At 47.0% G+C, this 22,463-nt stretch carries 21 protein-coding genes and 1 pseudogene; 17 read left to right on the top strand and 5 right to left on the bottom strand.

Annotation, left to right across the window (positions count from 1 at the left end; genetic code table 11):
* Nucleotides 1-612: 612 nt before the first annotated feature.
* From CAFE_RS14085 to CAFE_RS20150, 6 genes are all read left to right on the top strand, one after another.
* On the top strand, nt 613-1,941 hold the full coding sequence (locus tag CAFE_RS14085) for a helix-turn-helix transcriptional regulator (RefSeq protein WP_066648435.1): 1,329 nt from the start codon (nt 613-615) through the stop codon (nt 1,939-1,941).
* A gap of 299 nt (nt 1,942-2,240) precedes the next feature.
* Entirely contained in the window at nt 2,241-2,906 is a 666-nt protein-coding gene (locus CAFE_RS14080; RefSeq protein ID WP_156990985.1) for a response regulator transcription factor, read from the top strand.
* A complete protein-coding gene (locus tag CAFE_RS14075) occupies nt 2,903-3,916 on the top strand; it encodes a sensor histidine kinase (RefSeq protein WP_156990984.1) in 1,014 nt (337 codons plus the stop codon). The genes CAFE_RS14080 and CAFE_RS14075 overlap by 4 nt, the downstream gene beginning before the upstream one ends.
* 112 nt (nt 3,917-4,028) lie before the next feature.
* The gene (locus CAFE_RS14070; protein WP_066648440.1) at nt 4,029-4,796 is read left to right on the top strand and encodes an ABC transporter ATP-binding protein; all 768 of its coding nucleotides are present in this window, start codon (nt 4,029-4,031) and stop codon (nt 4,794-4,796) included.
* Entirely contained in the window at nt 4,786-7,014 is a 2,229-nt protein-coding gene (locus CAFE_RS14065) for an FtsX-like permease family protein (RefSeq protein ID WP_066648443.1), read from the top strand. The genes CAFE_RS14070 and CAFE_RS14065 overlap by 11 nt, the downstream gene beginning before the upstream one ends.
* Before the next feature lie 446 nt (nt 7,015-7,460).
* Nucleotides 7,461-7,625 (top strand): L-2-amino-thiazoline-4-carboxylic acid hydrolase, encoded by a 165-nt coding sequence (locus tag CAFE_RS20150; protein ID WP_233452825.1) that lies wholly within the window; start codon nt 7,461-7,463, stop codon nt 7,623-7,625.
* Nucleotides 7,626-7,659: 34 nt separating this feature from the next.
* On the opposite strand, the gene CAFE_RS14055 is transcribed toward CAFE_RS20150, so the two are convergent.
* The gene (locus CAFE_RS14055; RefSeq protein WP_066648449.1) at nt 7,660-8,052 is read right to left on the bottom strand and encodes a metal-dependent transcriptional regulator; all 393 of its coding nucleotides are present in this window, start codon (nt 8,050-8,052) and stop codon (nt 7,660-7,662) included.
* Between the two features lie 501 nt (nt 8,053-8,553).
* On the opposite strand from CAFE_RS14055, the gene feoB reads away from it, so the two are divergent.
* The 9 genes and pseudogenes from feoB to CAFE_RS14010 all read left to right on the top strand — a co-directional run bounded on the left by feoB (nt 8,554) and on the right by CAFE_RS14010 (nt 16,887).
* Nucleotides 8,554-10,983: a ferrous iron transport protein B gene (feoB, locus tag CAFE_RS14050; RefSeq protein WP_330594018.1), complete on the top strand. Its 2,430-nt coding sequence runs from the start codon at nt 8,554-8,556 to the stop codon at nt 10,981-10,983.
* 35 nt (nt 10,984-11,018) lie between these two features.
* The gene (locus tag CAFE_RS14045) at nt 11,019-11,180 is read left to right on the top strand and encodes a FeoB-associated Cys-rich membrane protein (protein ID WP_083209925.1); all 162 of its coding nucleotides are present in this window, start codon (nt 11,019-11,021) and stop codon (nt 11,178-11,180) included.
* Between the two features lie 23 nt (nt 11,181-11,203).
* Nucleotides 11,204-11,575, top strand: coding sequence for a metal-dependent transcriptional regulator (locus CAFE_RS14040; RefSeq protein WP_066643012.1), 372 nt, complete (start codon nt 11,204-11,206; stop codon nt 11,573-11,575).
* Between the two features lie 43 nt (nt 11,576-11,618).
* A complete protein-coding gene (locus tag CAFE_RS14035; protein ID WP_156990983.1) occupies nt 11,619-11,780 on the top strand; it encodes a hypothetical protein in 162 nt (53 codons plus the stop codon).
* Between the two features lie 100 nt (nt 11,781-11,880).
* On the top strand, nt 11,881-12,183 hold the full coding sequence (locus CAFE_RS14030) for a DUF2325 domain-containing protein (RefSeq protein WP_156990982.1): 303 nt from the start codon (nt 11,881-11,883) through the stop codon (nt 12,181-12,183).
* On the top strand, nt 12,180-12,848 hold the full coding sequence (locus CAFE_RS14025) for a DUF3793 family protein (protein ID WP_166525148.1): 669 nt from the start codon (nt 12,180-12,182) through the stop codon (nt 12,846-12,848). The genes CAFE_RS14030 and CAFE_RS14025 overlap by 4 nt, the downstream gene beginning before the upstream one ends.
* Nucleotides 12,849-12,861: 13 nt before the next feature.
* Entirely contained in the window at nt 12,862-13,395 is a 534-nt protein-coding gene (locus CAFE_RS14020; protein WP_156990980.1) for an ATP-binding cassette domain-containing protein, read from the top strand.
* Nucleotides 13,396-13,435: 40 nt separating this feature from the next.
* Nucleotides 13,436-15,164: pseudogene (locus CAFE_RS14015) on the top strand (ABC transporter ATP-binding protein).
* Nucleotides 15,157-16,887, top strand: a complete 1,731-nt coding sequence (locus CAFE_RS14010) for an ABC transporter ATP-binding protein (protein WP_156990989.1) — start codon at nt 15,157-15,159, stop codon at nt 16,885-16,887. The pseudogene CAFE_RS14015 and the gene CAFE_RS14010 overlap by 8 nt, the downstream one beginning before the upstream one ends.
* Before the next feature lie 449 nt (nt 16,888-17,336).
* Here the strand turns inward: CAFE_RS14010 and CAFE_RS14005 are convergent, their stop codons facing one another.
* The 4 genes from CAFE_RS14005 to CAFE_RS13990 are packed head-to-tail and all read right to left on the bottom strand — an operon-like array spanning nt 17,337 to nt 19,900.
* Nucleotides 17,337-17,633, bottom strand: a complete 297-nt coding sequence (locus CAFE_RS14005; RefSeq protein ID WP_066643032.1) for a hypothetical protein — start codon at nt 17,631-17,633, stop codon at nt 17,337-17,339.
* Between the two features lie 4 nt (nt 17,634-17,637).
* The gene (locus CAFE_RS14000; RefSeq protein WP_066643034.1) at nt 17,638-18,402 is read right to left on the bottom strand and encodes an ABC transporter permease; all 765 of its coding nucleotides are present in this window, start codon (nt 18,400-18,402) and stop codon (nt 17,638-17,640) included.
* An 11-nt stretch (nt 18,403-18,413) separates the two neighbouring features.
* Entirely contained in the window at nt 18,414-19,139 is a 726-nt protein-coding gene (locus CAFE_RS13995) for an ABC transporter permease (protein ID WP_156990979.1), read from the bottom strand.
* Nucleotides 19,136-19,900, bottom strand: coding sequence for an ABC transporter ATP-binding protein (locus CAFE_RS13990; protein WP_066643040.1), 765 nt, complete (start codon nt 19,898-19,900; stop codon nt 19,136-19,138). The genes CAFE_RS13995 and CAFE_RS13990 overlap by 4 nt, the downstream gene beginning before the upstream one ends.
* Before the next feature lie 144 nt (nt 19,901-20,044).
* Between CAFE_RS13990 and CAFE_RS13985 the strand changes: the two genes are divergently transcribed.
* Both CAFE_RS13985 and CAFE_RS13980 read left to right on the top strand, forming a co-directional pair.
* A complete protein-coding gene (locus tag CAFE_RS13985) occupies nt 20,045-20,746 on the top strand; it encodes a response regulator transcription factor (protein WP_066643043.1) in 702 nt (233 codons plus the stop codon).
* 4 nt (nt 20,747-20,750) lie between these two features.
* The gene (locus CAFE_RS13980; protein ID WP_156990978.1) at nt 20,751-22,124 is read left to right on the top strand and encodes a sensor histidine kinase; all 1,374 of its coding nucleotides are present in this window, start codon (nt 20,751-20,753) and stop codon (nt 22,122-22,124) included.
* Nucleotides 22,125-22,463 lie beyond the last annotated feature (339 nt).

The raw sequence follows: 22,463 nt of genomic DNA, 5'->3' as shown, positions 1-22,463 counted from the left end.
CTTCTTTCTGCAGCTATATTCGATATCCGTAAAAGTTTGTTGCTTTTTCATTTCTCTGCACCGCCTGTGAATTGATAGTTCTATTTTACCAGAGTTCTCCTCTCTTCGGTAGAGGGGCGGATTAAATAAGAGGTTCCCTAATGTACAGGCCACCGCCCACAAGCAATGCCAACATGGGCCATCCCCACAGAAAGTTTGCCAGGTATGTAAGTACCGAAGATATATGATCCAATTCAATCTCCTCCCTGTTTTTTCTCCATGACAAGAGTTTACAATAAACAAAACTCACAATCAGGACATTAACCTTTTAATTTTTAGTACTTTGAATTCAATCAAATAAAGGATGGACCGCAAAAATATACAGTTAGACATAAATATAAAATCATAATCCCGTATAAACTGTATAAAAGGTGCTATGACTATTTCATAAAAAAGATCTTTAAATACAATAAATTATAATCAAAATGTCCTATTATCAACTTTTGAATCAATTATATTTAAAAGGAAAGGGTTTGATCATAAATTAACAAAATGGAAAACGATCGTTACAGCGAAGAATAACAGTACAAAATTCAATTTAACCGCGTACTGTTTTGCGGAGAGGAGTTTTACGTGCCGGAAATAGTGGAAATGCAAACGCCTTACTGCTCAAATCTGGACAAACGCAAACTATGCAGTTTCGACCTGGAAGTAATTGAAGGTCCAACCAAACCCTTGCTCCATGAGGCCTCCCGCTTTCTTTTAATTAACAAAGGCAAGGGAAAAATTCGGATTCAAAACACAGAATATGATCTGGAGCCCGGTTCGTTTGTAGCAATACTTCCGTGGGAAATTAGTGAAGTCCCAGAAGTCAGCGAGACGCTGCAATATTACATTCTTGTCTATCGGTTTGACATGATCAATGAAATTATTAAATCCTTCTATAATTCAGATAATCAGCCGATGGACGTGATCCATATGATTTGCGAGAACCAGGTTGTGCATTGCGATAAAGAGCAAATGGCGGAAGTACAAAATATTTTTTCCATCATTCGCAACGAAGTCGGCGTTGAGTCAACCATAGAACCCATTCATCCCAAAGCACTAAGCAATATTTATATCAATAATCAACTCGTCAATTTGATTGTATTGTTTATACGAATAGGAGAAAAAGACCAACTTTTCAGCCAAAGGGAAGCACAGAATCTCAATATAGATCGCTGCGGCATTTTTCGTTACATATACACTCATCTCAATAAGAAACTGAATTTAAAAACACTTTCCAAAACTTTTTACCTCAGTGAATCGTCCATCAGTCTGTATGTCAAACAGGTTACCGGCCTTTCTTTTTCCAATCTAATTGATGAAATGCGAGTTGCGAAAACCATCAATTATCTGTTGTATACTGACTTTACACTGGAAGAACTGGCGGGAATTCTTGGCTATGTTGACGCTTCCCATGTATCCAAAGTATTCGCAGCGCGAATCGGCATGAAAGCCAATGAGTACCGAAAAACCTATCAAAAAGTAAGTGATATTTGCAAAGTGCGGGAAAGTCAAAAAGCATATGCGATTGTAGCCTATATTTATCGGAATTCCAGGGATGAGCTGACAGCAAAAAGTGTCGCGAAAAATTTTCATATCAGCGTGATCGATCTTCATCAGATCTTAATGTATGAGGTGGAAAAAAACTTTGAGGATTTTTTAAATTACATCAGAGTTAACCAGTCCTGTAAACTCCTGCTTCAGAGCAATAAAAGCATTATTGATGTCGCAATCGAAGTGGGTTATAACACAGAAAAAACATTTACACGAAATTTTTTAAAATTTAAAATGATGACACCTGGAATTTTTCGCAATAATGTTACTTATCAGCAGACGGGACTTTCTGTCGACGCCGAAAAGATTTTGACCGAAAGGGGGCGCGGACAAAAACCTGGACTTACAATAGAACGGGGGTAGTCCATGTATTCGTATTAAGATCGCTCGAAAGCAGTTCATTTCCATGAGGTTGGGATACCCATCAACGTAACATGCTGCGGCAATACTACAAAAACTAAACTTTAGCCCCGACTTGCATTTCGTCAAGTCGGGGCCTCTCTCTGTTATCAAGGGACTGCCAGGTTGGACGCTTACGTCTTTTAAAAGATACTATCTGCTGTAGGTTTAACTATAAAGCTTACCATTGAATTCGCTCAATCCTCAATTTATAATAAAGATGACGGAAAGATTGAGAAAAATTTAGGGAAAGGTGGGATTATATGGATCGGATCATGTTGATTGAGGATGATTCTGTAATTCGAGAGGAACTCTCCATTCTCCTGCAGAGCAATGGATATGAGATTGTTCTTCCAGATAGTTTTACAGCAATTTTTGAAGCTGTTAGGCGATATATTCCTCATTTGATTCTGCTGGATATTAACCTACCAGGTCAGGATGGTTTTCAGGTATGCTCAAAGATTAGGACCTTCTCCGCTGTACCGATTATCTTTGTCACAGCGCGAAATACTGATATGGATGAATTGAACGGTATCATGTTGGGAGGCGATGACTTTATCACAAAGCCCTACAATACCTCTATCCTGTTGGCCCGCATCGCTTCTCTATTCAAGCGTGCTTACCCATCCAAGGAGAAGGATGTCATGGCATATCGGGGAGTTATTTTGCATTTGGAAAGTAGCCGGGTAGAATATCAGGCCCAGTTGACCGAACTAACAAAAAATGAGCTCAAAATTCTGGCTTTTCTCTTCCGGAATGCGGGTAGAATCGTTCCCCGCGCTGACTTAGTGGAGTATCTTTGGGACAATCAGCTTTACATTGATGACAACGCACTCAGCGTGAACATGACCAGACTTCGTGAAAAGCTTAGGCAGATCGGTTTAACGGATTTTATCCAGACAAAACACCGCCAGGGGTATATGATATGAGATATGTGGATTATGTTAAGGACCAGATTCCCTGCATACTCACCCACATCATTTCCATGCTTGGCTGCTTAGCCTTTCTTTCTGCGGCAAGGGTAAATAATGGGATCATAGAAATTTTAATTGCCGTGTGGTTTCTGGTTGCCTTCGTTTATCTAAATACTCGGTATTTTTTCCGCAACCGTTATTTCAAGCGCCTCTTGTCTATGCTGGACCATCTGGATCAGAAGTATTTGCTTTCGGAGGTCATGGATTGCCCTGCGCGTGCAGATGATCAAATTTATTATGCAATCTTGAAAGCTTCAAATAAGTCAATGCTTGAACGGGTCTCTCAATCAGGGCGAGAGAAGAAGGAATACAGGGAATACATAGAACAATGGATTCACGACATTAAAACACCGATTGCCGCAATGCAGTTGATCTATGAAAACAACAAGTCAGGTTTAACAAAAAAGTTGCTGATTGAACTGGAAAAAATTCGTAATTATACAGAACAGGCACTCTACTATGCGCGGAGCGATACTGTAGAAAAAGACTATCTTGTGAAAGAAATCGTACTGTCGGATGCCATTCATAAGGCAATTGCGGAAAACAAACAGCTTCTACTGCAAAGCCATGCTGCCGTTCAGATGGAAAACTGCGAACGAATCGTCTATACGGATGAAAAATGGATTAGCTTTATTATTAGTCAGATAATCTCAAACGCGGTAAAGTACAGTGAAGAAGTCCCTTCTCTCTCGTTTCAGGCCTATTCGGAACGTAGCAGGGTTACTCTTTGCATTCAGGATAACGGGATTGGAATATCGGAAAGCGATCTTCCGCGAATTTTTGATAAAGGCTTTACCGGTAAGAACGGCAGGGACAGTCAAAACTCCACCGGCATAGGGCTGTACCTGTGTAATCGCCTGTGCGAAAAGCTCGGTATCGGAATTACCGTGACCTCAAAGTGCGGACAAGGAACATCAGTTGGACTGGATTTTCCAAAAGGTGATTTTTTTGAGGTGCGGGAGTAATTTCCACCTGCTTTTCATCCATCTGAGATCTTACAAAACTGTAAGGCCTTTGTAAGAAAAATTGATACATTTTTCTTCTTTCACTCATTAGAATTAAGAGGAGGTGAAAAGAATGGAACCGCTTTTGAAAATCGAGCATGTCGAAAAATACTATGGAAACAAGGGGAATATCACCAAGGCTATTGATGATATCGACTTCGAAGTCCAGAACGGAGAATTCATTGCAATTATGGGTCCATCCGGTTCAGGGAAAACCACCTTACTTAATTGTATTTCCACAATTGACACTGTCAGTGCCGGTCATATTCTTCTGGGCGGAGCTGATATTACGGAAATCGAAGACAGAGAATCAGCTCGGTTCCGCAGGGAGAATCTCGGTTTTATTTTTCAGGATTTCAACCTGTTGGATACGTTGACAATTCGAGAAAATATCGCAATGACTTTGACGATCAATAAAACGCCGCCCAAGGAGATTGACCGACGAGTGGAACAAATGGCCGAAAAGCTTGATATTCTTTCTATTATGAATCAGTTTCCTTACCAGGTCTCTGGCGGACAAAAACAGCGTTGCGCTTGCGCTAGAGCTTTAATCCATCACCCAAAGCTGATTCTGGCCGACGAACCAACGGGGGCGCTGGACAGTCATTCTTCTCAGATGCTTCTGACGACCATGCAGACAATGAATCAGGAACTTGAAGCGACTATTTTGGTGGTCACTCATGATGCATTTACCGCCAGCCATGCAAAGCGAATCCTGTTTCTTAAGGATGGCCATATCTTCACTGAGATCCTCCGGGGAGGTCAATCCCGCAAGCAACTGTTCGGGAAGATTCTTGATGTTATGACCTTGTTGGGAGGGGATCTTTCCGATGTACGCTAAAATGGCATTTCGAAATGCAAAACGCTCTGCAAGAGATTATCTGATTTATTTGTTAACATTAGTTCTTTCTGTGGGCCTGTTCTATGGCTTTTTATCCATCACCAGCCCGTCCTATAACAATAGGTTGCCGATCCAGATGGATTTGGAGTATTTTTCGAGTAAAATGAGAATTATCATTCCCTTGATTGCCTTGCTGCTTGTATTTTTGATTTCTTATGTCAATCGCTACATGATCCGGCGTCGGAAAAAGGAGTTCGCTCTTCAAATTATTCTTGGTATGGAACAGAGGACTGTTGCTTATCTGTTCTTTCTTGAAACGCTCCTGATGGGACTGATTGCTGTCATTTTTGGGATCCTGCTCGGTACCCTTCTGTCACAGTTCGTCAGTGTGATCATCATGGCATCCTTCGGAGAACCGTACCGATTATATTTCTCAGTTTTTTCAGATACTGTTCTTTGGACTTTTCTTTTTTTTACAGCTTTATTTGCGGTGATTGGCCTTGGAAACGTTCATGTAATCCGCCGGCAAAAGATCATAGACATGCTTCATGAAGAACAGCAAACCGAGAGTACGGTTACCGTAAAGGATATGCTGTTGAAAAGCCTGATTGCCGCTTCGCTCTCAGATGTGGGAATCCTGCTCTTGACTTTGTGCGGTGTCCTGCCCTTTTGGAACAAACTTAACCAAGCGGGAATTGAGGCAGTAGTCCCTTGTATCCTCAGCGCTCTGCTCTTTTTGGTGCTGGCGGGATTTTTTCTGCTGGAAACCTGTGTCTGGAAGCATAATGGAAGCCTGACCGCCGCAATACTCTCCGTCGCAAGCCTGGCAGCCGGAGTTTTTCTTTTACGGATGACGGATCTTTTTACTGAGTTGGTCAGAGAAGGCATATTGATGGAACTTTACACCACGATCCCTTCTATCCTTGGGGTAATTATGATATTATTCAGTATTGTATCAATTTTCAGCAGTCTATCATGGTTGCTGCTTGTTGCAAAGAAAAACTCTGCACGGTTCCATTACACTCATTTATTTCTGTTGGGTCAGATCGTTTCAAAACTGAAAACCGCTTCCCACACCATGGCTATCCTGACGTGTGTATTATTGAGTTCCCTAGTGCTGCTCGCTTGGCTACCAATTTTAACGGGAGAGGTAGATGGCTATCTAACGGTGCGATCTATTTTTGACGTACAGATATTTTCTCAATATCAAACCGTAAAACGAGTGGAGGACCTGCCTAAGTCTGCTTTGGACTATTCGTATATTGATAACTATCTAAAACGTGGGGGCTATAAGGTTACAAATTCTGCAAATGTGGAGGCTTATTTTTTACAAAAAAATGACTTTGACCGAAGAATAAAAAAGAATCTGCCGATTCTAGGCGTTTCTCTGAGCGATTATAATGCCTTACTGCGGCTATCAGGGCATCCGGAAATTGTCTTGCCGGAAAGTGGTTTTGCTGTGGCATGGGGAAATACGGCACTACCTGATGATATTTCTCATTTTGATAACACGCATCAGAGCATTACGGCTGGAAATTATACGCTAAAAAAGGCTCCTGACGCAGATTATCAAGTAAACGTTGGGATGGGAATGTTTACGAGCGGCATGGAAATGGCTTATATTCTGCCTGATGATGTTTGTGAGACACTTACGCTGGCAACCACGTCTTATGCCGCCAATACAACAAGTCCATTAGACTATCACTTCGCTTTAGCTCTGTCAAAAGATATAACGCAATGGATGAATCATATTGGAACGATTCCAGAAAACAGTGGATTCGTACGTTTAAAGACGCTGCAACTTAATGAAGGAATCTCAAATTCTCTGATGCTTCGTCTTGGAGGTACATACGCAAGTCTCATTTTGATTGTCATTTGCCTCACAATTCTTTCCCTGCAGCAATTAATGGATGCAACTGAACATAAACAGCGGTTTCAAATTATTGAAAATTTAGGAATAGATCATAAATGGATCGGAAAAATTATCCGCCAACAAATGCTATTGTGGTTTGGACTTCCTGTCATCATTGCTTTTTTAGGCTCAGGAATCGTCCTTACATATTTATCAATAAAGAACTATCGAGAATATATTCCATATGTTACAATAAGCCAAGTTTATACAAATATAGCCGAGGTTTGCGGTGCGTTTCTGTTGGTACTGATTTGCTATTTTACTGCTACCTATACTCTGTTCAGAAGGTATATCGCGGAATTATAAGTGGGATTACTTCCGTATAACAGATCAGCCAAAACCTCCAGCTTAGTGAACTGGTCAATAGAAAGTAGACAGAAAAAACAATTTTTATGTTCCCCTGTCCAAACGAAGCTGGACAGGGGTTTTGTAATTCAGTTTAGATACTATAAATGCTAATCTGAAAGTATACCGGAAAGCGAAAAAACGCTAATCAGAAAGATAGCCACTTGAAATACAGTGACGGCGCGGCGGTGCCGTGGGAGCGAAAAACGCCGGAACGAGCGCCGGTGATCATGGCCGAATAAATAGTACTCTTCATCCGGGAATGTCTGGCAGCATACCGCCAAGCGAATTTACAAAGTATGATTGCGGAAAGCCCGAGGGGAATCCATCGTGCGCGCAAAGATGTGCGAATTGAAAGAAACGGCGTCGAAGCTTTCATTCCGATTTCGTTCTCACCCGGAGATGCCATGCAGAGACTGGGTATCTCCGAAATTACTCCCGTTATGTGCTCCTACGATTACGATATGGCCGGACTCGGCGGCAGTGTCTTCAACCGGCGGCACACTCTGGCGCGTGGCGGTCTATGCCGCGACTGCCACTATCAAAAGAAGAAAGGTTTTGCCCGCAGATAAGCGCGGCAGAACCTTCCTTCTCTTTACGAAATTTTTATTCTTTCCCATCAGGGTATTTTTGCTTTTCCAGGTCCGCATGGCGGCATATTGCTTCAAAAGTTTTTTCGCTGAGGTCATGCTCCACCTTGCAGGCATCCTCTCGGGCGGTCTTTTCATCCACACCCAGCCTCATAAAGAATTCGGTCAGCAGCTTGTGGCGATTCCAGGTGCGGGAGGCGACTTCCATCCCCAAATCGGTCAGCGTGATGAGGCCGTCCTTATTCATTGTAATATATCCATTTTCCCGCAGGCGCTTTGTCGTATAGGTGACACTCGGCTTGGTCACACCCAACGCCTCGGCGACGTCAATGGAGCGAATATAGCCGTGCTTCTCCTTCATCATCAACATAGCCTCCAGGTAATCCTCGAACGCTCTGAATATTTTCATGGCATTTTAACCGACTTTCATTTGATATTGATTTCAGGTTAACACACTCTAACCAGATAATCAAGATAGGCAAAAAATCTATTGACAAATTTAGTTAGAGCTATTAAACTATTATTGGTTAGCAAAGACTAACCAATAATTTGAGTCGTCGGTTAGATTCCTCTAATTAAAGATACCTCGAGGATGCTGTGATCCGGAAAGTCGGTGGAAAAGCCGATGTGGAGGATCTCGGCTTTGTCGCCGAAGGCAGCGTTACGGTCATTTTCATGAGGGAAGACAATGTTATCGTTAATATCAAAGAGTCCCCATTGCCATCAGAAGAGAGATGGCAAGCAAAATCATGATATGAAGGAGGAATGATTTATAAAAACGCTCAGGGATGTAAAGATCGGCGGGACGGTAAAAGTCGGAAATGATCGAGGTCGGATATATCATGGGGCCCCTATTTATTTATGCCGATTGGTTAAAGTACTCTAACCACAGAAAGGAAGGATATAGAAAGTGGAGATCAAAATTGCCTTGGCAGGCAACCCGAACAGCGGTAAGACAACGCTGTTCAATGCGCTGACCGGCTCCAACCAGTTTGTCGGAAACTGGCCGGGCGTAACGGTAGAGAAAAAAGAGGGCAAGCTTAAGAATCATAAAGATGTCCTCATTATGGACCTGCCGGGTATCTATTCCCTTTCCCCATACACCTTGGAGGAAGTTGTGGCGAGAAACTACCTGATCAGTGAGCGGCCTGACGCGATTCTCAATATCGTGGACGGCACCAACCTCGAGAGGAACCTTTACCTCACAACGCAGCTTACGGAACTCGGCATTCCTGTAGTGATCGCCGTAAACATGATGGATGTAGTGAGAAAAAACGGGGATCAGATCAAGATCAGCGAGCTGTCCCGTGAACTCGGCTGCAAAATTGTTGAGATCTCAGCGCTGAAGGTCACAGGGATTATGGAAGCGGCGGAGGCCGCAATTGAAGCCGCCAAATCCACAAAGACAATCCCGATGCACACCTTTAGCGGCGCCGTGGAACATGCAATTGCCCATATTGAGAAAGCCGCCGTGCACAACATGCCGCCTGAGCGGCAGCGCTGGTATGCCATCAAGATCTTCGAGCGCGATGGAAAAGTTCTGACTCCGCTGAAGTTGAGTCAACCGGTGCGCGATCACATCGAGGAGGATATCAAAGCCGCGGAGACGGAGCTTGATGACGACGCCGAGAGTATTATCACAAACGAGAGATATCTCTACATAGCTTCCGTCATCAAGAGCTGTTACAAAAAGAAAAAGGCCGGGAGACTCTCGGCATCGGATAAAATTGACCGTGTGGTGACAAACCGCTGGGCCGCGCTGCCCATTTTCGCAGTGGTCATGTTCATCGTATACTTCATTTCTGTCTCGACGGTGGGCTCATGGGCGACCGACTGGGCCAACGTCGGCGTGTTCGGCGACGGCTGGCATCTGTTCGGCATCGGCTCCTCCGCTTACTCTGAAGCAGTAGATGCATATACCGAACCCGGCGCGATCAAAGGCGCTTTTGAATCCGCCGCGGAAGAAGCTGGCGTCGATCCCGCAAAAGCTGCCGCGCTTACCGCGACCGCTTATCTCTACGACGACGTCGGAAACGTGGAAGAGGAAATCCCCGTGACGTACGACAGCTATCTGGCGGTCGCCGATAAGGAGGAACCCGATCCCGCCGACTACGGCGTGTGGGTGCCGGGCATTCCCGTCTTATTGCAGAACGGACTGGACAGTATTCACTGCGCGGACTGGCTGGAAGGCCTGATCCTCGACGGCATCGTGGCCGGCGTGGGCGCGGTGCTTGGCTTTGTCCCTCAGCTGCTAGTTTTGTTCCTGTTCCTCGCTTTTCTTGAATCCTGCGGCTATATGTCGCGCGTCGCCTTTGTCATGGACCGCATCTTCCGAAAATTCGGACTCTCCGGAAAGTCGTTTATCCCGATGCTGATCGGCACAGGCTGCAGCGTTCCGGGCATCATGGCTTCGCGTACCATCGAAAACGACCGGGACCGCAAGATGACCATTATGACGACTTCCTTTATTCCTTGCGGCGCGAAGCTTCCAATCATCGCCCTGATTGCCGGCGCGCTGTTCGGCGGCGCGTGGTGGGTCGCCCCCAGCGCCTATTTTCTCGGCATCTGCGCCATTGTTATATCCGGCATCATGCTGAAAAAGAGTAAGATGTTCGCGGGAGACCCAGCCCCGTTCGTCATGGAGCTTCCCGCTTACCACTGGCCGACGGTTTCCAATCTGCTTCGTTCCATGTGGGAACGCGCATCCTCGTTCATCCGGAAAGCCGGCACCGTCATCCTGTTGGCGGCGATCTTGATTTGGTTCCTGTCGAGCTTTGGCGTTGAAGACGGTTCCTTCGGGATGGTCGGCGATATGGAAAACAGCATTCTGGCCGCCGTCGGCTCCGCGATCGCCTGGATCTTTATTCCGCTCGGCTGGGGCCACTGGCAGGGTGCGGTCGCTTCCATCACCGGCCTGATTGCCAAAGAGAACGTCGTCGGAACATTTGGCGTCCTGTTCGGGGGCTTCGACGAGGTGGCGGAGAACGGCTGGCAGGTATGGAACAACATGCGCGCCGTCTTCACCCCGCTTTCCGCTTACTCCTTCCTGATCTTCAACTTGCTCTGCGCCCCCTGCTTCGCAGCCATGGGCGCCATCAAGCGTGAGATGAACAACTCCAAGTGGACCTGGTTCGCCATCGGATATCAGTGCGTCTTTGCTTATGCCGTCGCGCTGACCGTCTATCAGCTCGGCATGCTGTTTTCTGGCAACGGAAACGTCATCGGTTCTATCGTTGCTTTCCTCAACGTCGCTTTCATCGTTACCATGCTGTTCAGACCATATAAAGAGTCCGAAACGCTGAAATCCAATGTAAAAATAGGCGCGAAATCCGGAATATAACAAAAAAACGAAGAGAGGAGGACAATAAAACGCTTATGTGGTTGACTGAAAACCTTGCGACCATGATCATCTGCGTTATTCTGGCCGCTGTGGTGACGCTGGTTATTATCAGCATGGTCGGAAGAAAAAAGAAGGGCAGGTCCTCCTGCAACTGCGCGGGCTGCCCCATGAGCGGCAGCTGCCATCATGGAAAATAGTCCTGAGGGAAGGATGTATGAGAATGCAGACACTGTCCGCATCATCCATCCGATATCTGATCACCATGCATTCGCTCAGCGGTGAACGCGGAATGCGATGCGTCGACATTGCCCGAGCGCTCCATGTCACAAAACCAAGCGTATACAGAATGATGGAAGCACTCAGCGACAAAGCGCTGGTTCAAAAGGAGAAATACGGCATGGTATTTCTCACGGAGAATGGCCGTGAGCTGGCTGTGCGTTATTCCGCATATTACGAGATTATCTTTCGGTTCCTCTGTCGAGAGTTCGCATTACCACCGGAAGATGCCGGAAACGCCGTATTTGCGCTTCTTGCCGGGATATCCGATGAGCGTATCGGGAGCATGTGCGAAATTATGCGGGATATGTCCTGACTGTTTACCAAAAGGGTTATGAAGATTGAAAGAACCGCCAAAAATGAAAGTGGATGCTGACGCGATGCTTTCTTTCGCGTACGGGCTTACTGCCATGCTGACCATAAGTTGCGTCTGGGCGTTGCTGCAGGCAATCGGAAGGTATGCGGTTAAAATAAACATTGCGAAAAAACGGCACTGGCTGATCAGCGGAATATCGGACTGACGAGCGTGAGCCGTCTTGTCTATGGGTTAAAAGCGCCGAGAGGCGCTAAAAAACAGAGCATTGGTTAAAGTACTCTAACTCAGTATTAAGGAGGAAGGCCATGAGCGTTGTCATTGTCGGCGGAAGCCGCTGCATGCAGCGGCTTTATGTCGATACCTGCGAAACATATGGCTGTAAGGCAAAGGTTTATGTGATAACTAAGGGAAACTTGAAACGAAAGATTGGTTCACCCGATCTGATTAAACTGTTTGCAAATACGGGTTCGCATAAGATGAAGGAAATTGCGGTATTGGAATCAGCACGGTGTAACGCAAGCATTGAACAATCCCATCTCAGCAGTCTGAACGCCCTGCGGGCCATTATAAAGAATCATTGCGAATGCCCCGGAAGGAGAGGAACATGAGGCGATCGTTTGAATCGGTTTTCGTGGAGCAATGCGCTCCAACGCTGGCCGGCGTAAAGCCGTCGAATCTGTTCAGCTTCCAATCGTTTGACGAAGACATTGTAAAAAAAGCGGTTTCGGGACAGGATTTGGAACTGCATGCATACGGACTCTCTGTTTGCCTCTTGAAGCAATGCAAAACAGGCTTCTTTCTAATCTATATCTATCGCATGGAATGGATTAACCGAATTCTATCCGAGCAGGCAAACCGTGATTTTCTAGAGCGATCGGGATATGCGATTTCAAATGGGTTTACAGGTATTCTTCGGCAGTTATCAGATCGTTTTCGCCTTGAGCGGCAGTTTCCGCATGAGATTGGCCTGTTCCTTGGCTATCCGCTTCATGACGTCGTCGGTTTCATTGAAAACAACGGCCGAAACTTTACATGCAGCGGATATTGGAAATCCTACGAAGATACCCTCTTAACTCCCTCAGGGTTCTCGGCTGATAAACTGCCTGGATATGATGCCGTGGCATTTGGCTGCCCCGCGATGGGAACCGAAGAGTTGGATGATACGGAGTTCGGACCTATGTTCTCTGCCCTGGAAAACTCGCTGAGCGGCAAAAAAATCGCTCTGTTCGGCTCCTTCGGCTGGGGTGACGGTCAGAAAAACAAGAATACATGAAGCAGCCCGCGATATGGAGGCGGAAAAACTGCTCGGACGCAGTATCTTCAATCTGTCCGGCGGTGAAAAACAAAAGGTCGCATGCGCTTCGGTATCCGCCGCGCATCCCGATGTTTTTGTCTTGGATGAGCCGACCTCCAACCTGGATATGGATGCGATAGAAAGCCTCAGGCGTACCATTCTTTTATGGAAGTCGCGCGGCAAAACTGTCGTGATCGCCGAACACAGGCTCCACTGGCTGAAAGATATCTGCAACAGGGTGATTTATATGAGCGGCGGCAGAATCAGCCTTGATCTTCCAATGAACGAGTTTGCGGCTCTGCCGCCCGAAAAACTGCGAAGGCTTGGCCTCCGTCCGCTGTCGCTTACAAATCTGAAGAACGAATCTCCTCCCGCAGTTCCGGGAGACACCTTGGAGCTTCATGATTTTTGCTGCTCCTATGACGGCAAAAAACAAGCTCTTGATATGAGGTCACTGTTCTGCATATGGAAAACGGAGTGGCCGGCGAATTCTACCCGCTTGACAACAGCGGCGGTCAACGGTTAATTAATTTTTTTTATACACAATTCAAAGGAGGAAAAAGCCATTGAAAAAACAGTCTGACCTATTGAAGCTTTTTGATTATGCCGGAAACTTCCGATATCTGACGATATTCTCGTGGATTCTGTCCGCGATCAGCGCGCTTGTCGCGCTTTTGCCATTCGTATACATATGGAAAATGATGGAAGAGGTACTTGAAGTCGCGCCGGATTTCGGCGCGGCACACAATCTGGCGCATAACGGCTGGATGGCCGTTCTGTTTGCGGTCGTATCGATGCTCATTTATATCGGTGCTCTGATGTGTTCGCATATCGCTGCGTTCAGGGTCGCATCCAATATCAGGAGTCAGGCAATGCATCATATCGTTACACTTCCGCTCGGGTTCATGGACAGCTTCGGAAGCGGCAAGCTGAGAAAGATCGTCAACGAGTCCAGCGCAGCTACGGAGACCTACCTGGCTCATCAACTGCCGGACCGTGCCGGAGCGATCACGACTCCGGTCGGCATGCTGGCGCTTCGGCATTTACGTTGATGGCAACAATGACCGGCGCTAAAATGCGTACGAAAATGAAGGAATACCAGGATGCTCTGGGACAAATGTCCAATGAAGCCGTTGAATACGTCCGCGGAATACCTGTCGTCAAGACCTTCGGGCAGTCGGTATTCTCGTTTAAAAGGTTCAAGGCGTCCATCGACAATTACGAAAAATGGGTCATTGCTTACACGAAGCAGCTGCGTTTGCCGATGATGTTTTACACGACGGCGATCAACGCCGTGTTTGCCGTCCTCATCGCGGCGGCACTTTTCATGACACAAAACGGCGTCGGCAATGCGTTCCTGCTGAATCTGCTTTTTTATATTATATTTACGCCGATTATAACCGTTACACTGACAAAGATCATGTTTTCCAGTGAAAATCAAATGATTGTCGCCGATGCGCTGGAGCGGATCGACAGCGTGATGGCGCTCACGCCCATGCCAGAGCCCATACGGCCTTTGTGTCCAAAAGACAATTCCGTCGTGCTGGACGACGTTTCGTTTCGGTACCAAAACACGAAAGCAAACGCGCTGGATCGCATTTCCCTGCAGATTAAACCCGGTGAGCATGTCGCCCTCGTCGGTCCGTCCGGCGGCGGCAAAACGACACTTGCCAGCGTCATCGCGCGTTTCTGGGATGTCAGCCGCGGCAGAATCATAATCGGCGGCGTAGACGTCAAGGAGATCCCGAAAAAGCAGCTGATGGACACGGTATCCTTTGTCTTTCAGGACAGCAGGCTGCTGAAAACATCTATTTTAGAAAACGTCCGTATGGCAAAACCGGACGCCACACGCGAGGAGGTTATAAAAGCCCTGGAAGCGGGCAGTGCGGCGATATTCTTTCAAAAATGCCGAACGGGATAGACACCGTGATTGGGACGAAAGGCGTTTATCTTTCAGGCGGCGAACAGCAGCGGATTACCATTGCCCGCGTCATGCTGAAGAATACGCCGATTATTATTCTGGATGAGGCTACGGCCTTCGCCGACCCGGACAATGAATTTAAGGTGCAGGCGGCATTCAAAGCGCTTTCGAAGGATAAAACCGTTATCATGATTGCCCACCGACTGTCCGCCGTTGCAGGAGTCGACAAGATATTCGTATTGGAAGATGGACATATCGAAGAATGCGGCAATCATGAAGAACTTCTTCAGGGAGAGGGCCTTTACACACGCATGTGGCAAGAATACAGCCGTGCCGCGAAATGGAAGGTAGGTGCCAAAAATGAACTTGCTTAAAACCGTCCAACATAAATACGCGCTCTCCGAACAGGGGGCGAAAGATCTTGTCAAAAGCTGTGCCGCATGTGCGGCGGCGGATTTCGTCCTTATGGTTCCGGTAGGGCTTCTCTATTACCTCGTAGGTGATCTTATGAACGGCGGCGTGCCCGGAAGCCGAATCAGCTTCTATATCATAGGGTGCGCGATATGCCTTCTTCTGATTTTCCTGACTTCGCGGATTCAGTATAACGCCTGCTACCTTGCTACCTATGTGGAAAGCGGTGTCCGACGGATTACGCTTGCGGAAAAGCTCAGAAAACTCCCGTTATCTTTTTTCGGAAAGAAAGATCTATCCGACCTGACCAGTACGATCATGGCGGACTGCTCATCACTTGAAACTGCTTTCTCTCACTATATCCCGGAACTGATCGGCGCGGTGACCTCAACATTTCTTGTCGCCGTCAGTCTGTTCTTTTTCAATTGGCGTATGGCGCTCGCAGCGATCTGGGTGCTTCCCGTCTCATTCTGCGTCGTGCTGTTTTCCTCAAAAGTTCAAAACGCGCTTGGACGAAAGCAGATGACGGTAAAGATGGCCTGTACCGACGGGATCCAGGAGTGCCTTGAATCTGTCCGGGATCTGAAAGCGAACAATGCCGAGAGAGACTATCTTACGGGACTCGATAAAAAAATAAAGGCCGTAGAGAAACGCGCCATTTTAACTGAGCTCGGTACCGCTTTATTTGTCGCTTCCGCGCAGATGATTCTGAAACTGGGTATCGCAACGGTTGCGCTGACCGGAGGAGTCCTGCTTATCAACGGAAACCTCAACATTTTGACGTTTTTTATGTTCCTGCTTGTGGTTTCGCGCATGTATGACCCGATGCAGGCCGCACTTCAAAACCTCGCCGCCATTATAGCGGCCAACGTCCAGACCGGGCGAATGAACGAAATCCTTGATCACCCTGTTCAGAGCGGCGGGTCTATTCTGAAAAATGAGGGCTGTGACATCCGGTTCAATCACGTTGGTTTTGCTTATAACGGAAAAGATAACGTTCTGCGCGACGTATCCTTTACCGCCAGGCAGGGTGAAGTGACCGCACTGATCGGCCCGTCCGGAGGCGGAAAGACGACCGCATCGCGGCTTGCCGCGCGGTTCTGGGACATAAGCTGCGGGAAAATCACCGTGGGAGGAACGAATATTTCAAAAATCGATCCGGAGACGCTCCTTTCGCTGTACTCGATTGTTTTTCAGGATGTTACGCTGTTTAATAATACAATAAAGGAAAATATCCGTGTCGGCCGGAAGGAGGCTACCGATGAGGAAGTTCTGACAGCGGCCCGATACGCGCATTGCGATGAATTTGCCGAGAAGCTTCCGGACGGCTTCGATAGCATGATCGGCGAAAACGGTTCGGAGCTGTCCGGGGGTGAACGCCAGCGCATTTCCATCGCGCGCGCATTTTTGAAAGATGCTCCAATCATTCTTCTGGATGAAGCGACAGCTTCTCTTGATGTGGAAAACGAGACCTTCATTCAGTCCGCAATCTCTCAGCTCATCCGGGACAAAACCGTGCTAGTCATTGCACACCGTATGAGGACCGTTGCCGATGCGGACAAGATTGTAGTGCTCGATAACGGTTGCGTTTCCCAGCAGGGTTCTCCCCAAGAGCTGCTACAGCAGGGCGGCCTATTCAAACACATGGTTGAACTGCAGAATAAGGCGGCGGGCTGGACGCTGTGACCGGCCTCATATTTTGCAGCGGCACAGCGAATATCAGCAGCTTGGTGTAGTCGCCGTCCACCTCGCTTTTTCAAGCTCCCGGTTGATTTGGTTATCCGTCAGGGAATAGTTTTCCCGATGCGGGCAGGAAGCTCCAGCAGGCTAGGCTCATTTATATATCGTATTCAGAACTGCCGTTACACTCTCCAGCAGAGCTTGGTCTGTGTCTTGAGGCCATTTTCCTCAAACTCCACCACTATACCGAGGACTTTCAATTCCAGAACGTAGGTCAAAAACCTTTTAGGTGTTAGCACGCCTACACATATAACATAGAAAAGCCCTCCAAACTTCACGGGTTTGGAAGGTTTCAAACGGCATTTAAGCATGTAAAGTATCCCGCCAAACTACCGCTTTTTTATATGGCGGGTAATTCACCCCAAAATTCGATTTAGACAAAGGAGCAAATCATCTTATTGTAAAAAATTTAAAAACAATGCCAGAATAATGATTCCAATTACGATCAATATCAAGACGACACATATTATTGTAGAGATGATATTCAAAACACTACGGCTTTCGCTACTTTTCACGCAGACAATGGAAAGACAAAGCCCTGCCAAAATAGAAAGAATATTGGCCCCAGCCCAAAGGTTACGTATTTCGTCCGATATCGTGATTTTCAACAAAATAGGAATAAAGGTTGCGAGCGGCAATACGCTAACAATCAGTGCAGCAATGCTTGTTTTTTGATGTTTCTTGTTTTCCATCTTTTTACCTCATTTCTTTCTTTCCAAATTGTGTTACGGCCACGGTAAGCACCAATGCAAAGATCAGGACGGCACAGGGCAGGAACGGAAACAGCTCAAAGGCTATCCCTGAGGTATTCGTTGTAAACTCGTGCAGCGAGCAGGACACCAGATAACCACTGTAGCAATATGGATAGACAATCCAGAGCGGCGTATTGGCGGCCAAGACGCCGGGAATGACAAGAAGCAGATTCAGGCCGACGGACAGCAGCGGTTTTTCAAACAACACAGTAACAGCCCACATGGTTGCCACGCTGGGCAGCATCGTAAGAAACAGCCCCGCACACCACTTGAGCAGGTAAAGGACAGGCAGTGTTTCGGTGACTCCCATCGTGTTTGTGGCAACCCATCCGGCAACGATAAATACTGCGAGGAACACAACCATTTCCATGAACAAATAGAACATCAGTACACAGAACTTTGCCAGAGAAAGGGCATGCCGGCTGACCGGCAGAGCCAGCATCTTTAAGACGCCGTTGTGCTGTGTTTCCCTTCCTGCAATCATAACGCAAACAACGACCATGCTCAGCGGAAGCAGATAATAGGCATAGACCAGTGCACTTTGAATGAACATAGCAGGCCAAGCATTCGTATATTCCGGTGTGAAATAGCTGCTCAAATTCGCAATCCCGGATGCTACCACCAATAACGGGGCAACAAAAATCAATGGAATGATTTTTGAGCGCTTCACTTTCATAAACTCAATTTTCAGCAGTTCTAAAAAACTCATTTTAATTCCCCTTATTCATAGCGCAGATGCTTTGCCATCCACAGCCCTGCCCCAAGGAATAGGATCGTTTCCACCAAAGAAACAAGGATCACCGTGCTATCCGGCTGTGCGCTCATAGCAACGGCGGGTTTCAGCATCATAACAAAGGGGTGAATCATCAGCAAAGCAACTTTCGAGTTTGCCAAGGCCATCCCGCTTAAAAATCCCGCAACTCCGATCCCGAGAGGAACCCACATGTTTTCAAAACGGGAGGAAAGTAAGATCATGAAGGACAGCACCGGCATGGCAGTAATAAACGAATAAGCGGCAAACCGCACCAGCGTTCCCAATTCAAAGGTACCTTGCGGCAGTTCGGTCGTGCCGATTTTCATCAGTGCGAGATTTTGAATCGCTACCGCTGCCAGCAGCAGGACAGTCAAAATCAGAAATTTGCAAAGGTACATCCCCGGAACGCTCATGGGCAGCATATACATCTTCTTGACCGCATTCCCCTTGAACTCCATGTTGTAGACCATGCAGGCGGCGACTACAATACCAAACATATTTAAGATCATGATCATGCCGTAGAGCTGGGTCAAAAGAACATCCATCGGGGCCAGCGGCAGGTTCAGCAGAGTGTCCTTTCGCAACATGAAGTTGACAAAGGCGTATGCCGCTCCCAAAACGCCGACAACCAGCAGCACGGGAATTACGCCTGTCCGCTTTTCTTTTCGCAGTTCGATGGCAAGTGCGTTCATAACTGTGCCCTCTGCTTTCTGGCTGCATTGTCCTTTTCTATCAGGGAAAGGAACATTTCTTCCAAATTATCCGAGGAAAAACCGGCCTGCAGCGCACTCTGCCGCAGCTCGTCCAAGCTGCCCTCAAACAGCAGGCGGCCATGGTTCAGAATGCCGATATCATCCGCCATCAGCTCGATTTCCGACAGCATGTGGGAAGAAATCAGTACGGTGCAATCATAGAGCTCCGGCAGGGATTTGATCAGATTGCGGATTTCGTGGATGCCGGAGGGATCAAGGCCGTTGGTCGGTTCGTCCAGAATGAGGATGGGCGGTCTGCCCAGCAGCGCCCCCGCAAGCCCCAGCCGCTGTTTCATGCCCAGCGAATAATTCTTTGCCAGCCGACCGCCAAACTCTGTGAGGCCAACCAGTTCCAACGCATCCTCTACCGAGCTTTCCGGCAGCTTTAAAATTCGTCGGATGATATCGAGGTTTTCACGTCCGGTCAGGTTGGCATAGAACGAGGGGGATTCGATAAAGGAGCCGATCTCCCTCAGAACGGCCATCCGGTCATTTGGAAAGTGCTTCCCATCGATGATAAAACTGCCCTTTGTGGGGGCCGTCAATCCCAGCAGCATTTTCATGGTGGTAGATTTCCCGGCACCGTTCGGCCCAAGAAAGCCATAGATGCTGCCTTTCCGGATATGAAGCGAAACACTGTTGACAGATGTGAAATTCTTATATTTTTTTGTCAATTGTTCCGTTGTAATCATGGTATCCATAAGAACATCTCCTTTCGATGCTCTTATGGTACAGCGTCAACCTGACATCCACATTCTCCTATCCTTACTTTTACCTTACTTTTTGCCGATCACCACACAAAACGGACATGCTTTGGTATAATAGATCCTATTGGAGGTGAAGGAATGGATCAGGCATTTTTACACACAAAAAAGCTCCTGCTTGTGGATGACGAGCCGGAGCTGCTTAAAATGGTAACCGCCATTTTAAAGGATGACGGTTTTGAAAACATTATCTTGGCCGCTTCTGTAAAAGAAGGCACCGCAGCTGCCGAAATTGAAAAGCCTGATTTAGCAATTTTAGATGTGATGCTGCCGGATGGAGACGGCTTTTCCCTTATGGAGCAATTGCGCTCTTTTACCGATGTGCCGATCATTTTTTTGACGGCGAAGGACGAGGCTGCGGATAAATTGGCCGGTCTTGGTCTGGGGGCCGATGATTATATCGTAAAACCTTTTATGGGACAGGAACTGCTGCTGCGTGTTTATGCTGTTTTGCGCCGTTGCTACAAAATGGATAGGAAACTCCTGAAGCTGGACGGATGCACGGTTGATTTCAGCCGCGCCGAAGTTCATAAAGCAGGCAAGGTACTTCCTCTGACGGCAAAAGAACACACCCTGCTGGAAACCCTTGCGCGGAATGAGGGAAAAATTGTTTCCATAGATTCGCTTTGCGAAGCCCTTTGGGGCGACAATCCGTTCGGGTATGAGAACAGCCTGAACGCCCATGTGCGGCGCATTCGGGAAAAAATTGAAACAGATCCGTCAAAACCGGTTTCCCTGATTACAATCAAAGGGCTGGGCTATAAGCTGAACATAAGGAAGTGACGCCATGAAAGCATTCGGAAAATATATCTCAAAACATCTGGCATCCTTTGCCGCTTTTAACCTTGTGTTGGCGCTGCTCAATGTACTGGCCTTTGGTATTACGTTTCAGAGCGTTATTAGAAACGACTACGGAGATACCTCACCGCAAACCATGTTGGAGGAAATTGCCGCTGCCTCGACGGTAGAGGGTGTATCGGACGATGCTCGCCAAAAACTGGAGAGTGCTCATATTTGGGCCATGTTCCTGAACCAGGGCGGGAATCGTATATGGGCCGTTAATATACCCAAAGACATTCCCGGAGATTATACTATTCAGGATGTTGCCCTCTTTTCCAAAGGATATTTAAAGGATTATCCCGTTTTTGTCTGGAACACGGAAGATGGCCTGCTGGTATTGGGCTATCCGAAAGACAGCTATACCAAGCTGACCAGCAACTATTTCTCGATCCATGCGATTCAAACGCTTCCGCTCTATATGACCGGAATGCTGACCGCCGACTTCTTATTTTTGTTTTTAGCCTATTACTTCTCCAGACGGAAAATTATCCGAAGTACGGAACCGATCATTGATGCGATTGAGACGCTTTCCGACGGTAAGCCGGTATCGCTGGCTATCGGCGGTGATTTATCAGAGGTTGCGGGAAGTATCAATAAAGCATCTCGCATTTTGAGCAAACAGAACGAAGCAAGAGCGAACTGGATCAGCGGTGTTTCCCATGATATACGGACGCCGCTGTCCATGATTCTGGGATACGCCGGACGCATTGCAGATAATAAAACCATAAACAGCTCTGTAAAGGATCAGGCTGAAATTGTGAGACAGCAAAGCATTAAAATAAAGGAACTGGTACAGGATTTGAATTTGGTGTCACATCTGGAATATGAAATGCAGCCACTCCATAAGGAACCGGTGCGCTTATCTAAACTTCTGCGATCCTATGCGGTGGAACTGCTGAATGGCGGGCTTTCTGAATCCTATCCGGTGGAGGTTGGGATTAAACCTGCCGCTGAAAATGTCATACTGGAATGTGATTCCCGTTTAATTATGCGTGCAATCAATAATTTGGTGCAAAACAGCTTCCGTCACAATCCGCAAGGCTGTGAAATTTCGCTAACTCTTGATTACTCCGAAGCAGCGATTACTCTTACGGTTGCAGACAACGGTGTGGGGCTTTCAGCTGAAAAGCTGCGGGAGCTTAAAGAAAGTACCCACTACATGGAAAGCACGGACGAGCGGCTAAACCTGCGCCACGGCTTAGGGCTTCTATTGGTTCGGCAGATTGTGGAAGCACACTGTGGCACCATGACCATTGAGAGTGAGCCGGGGCAGGGGTATCAAACGGTGCTCTGCTTTCAGGTACAAGCCAGTCAAGGCTAATGGTTTTCGGATTTCTTTATCAAGTGGTCTTGCTGTTGAACTTACCTCAAATAAAATAGGCATAAATGAAACTGTTAGTTATTCGTTATCAAAGTACAGTTTACAAGAGACTGCACAGGGTAACGGTCTGACGGGTGATGTGTTGCCCATCAGATTTTCCATGTAATGAGTTAATATTTAAAAAGGAGGCAGAGCGATGAAGAAATAAGCCGCTAAAACAACGGTTCACATACACGTTGTTTTAGCGGCTCGAGACCGTCCCGAAAGTGCCAACAACATTTTTGTACGTAGCCTATCTTATTATTTTTTCAAATCATACAGCCAATTTCAATAGAATTG

The organism is Caproicibacter fermentans (assembly GCF_009746625.1).
Lineage (GTDB): Bacteria > Bacillota > Clostridia > Oscillospirales > Acutalibacteraceae > Caproicibacter > Caproicibacter fermentans.
Note: the sequence above shows the minus strand (reverse complement) of the source record. Positions and strands in the feature narration are given on the sequence as shown.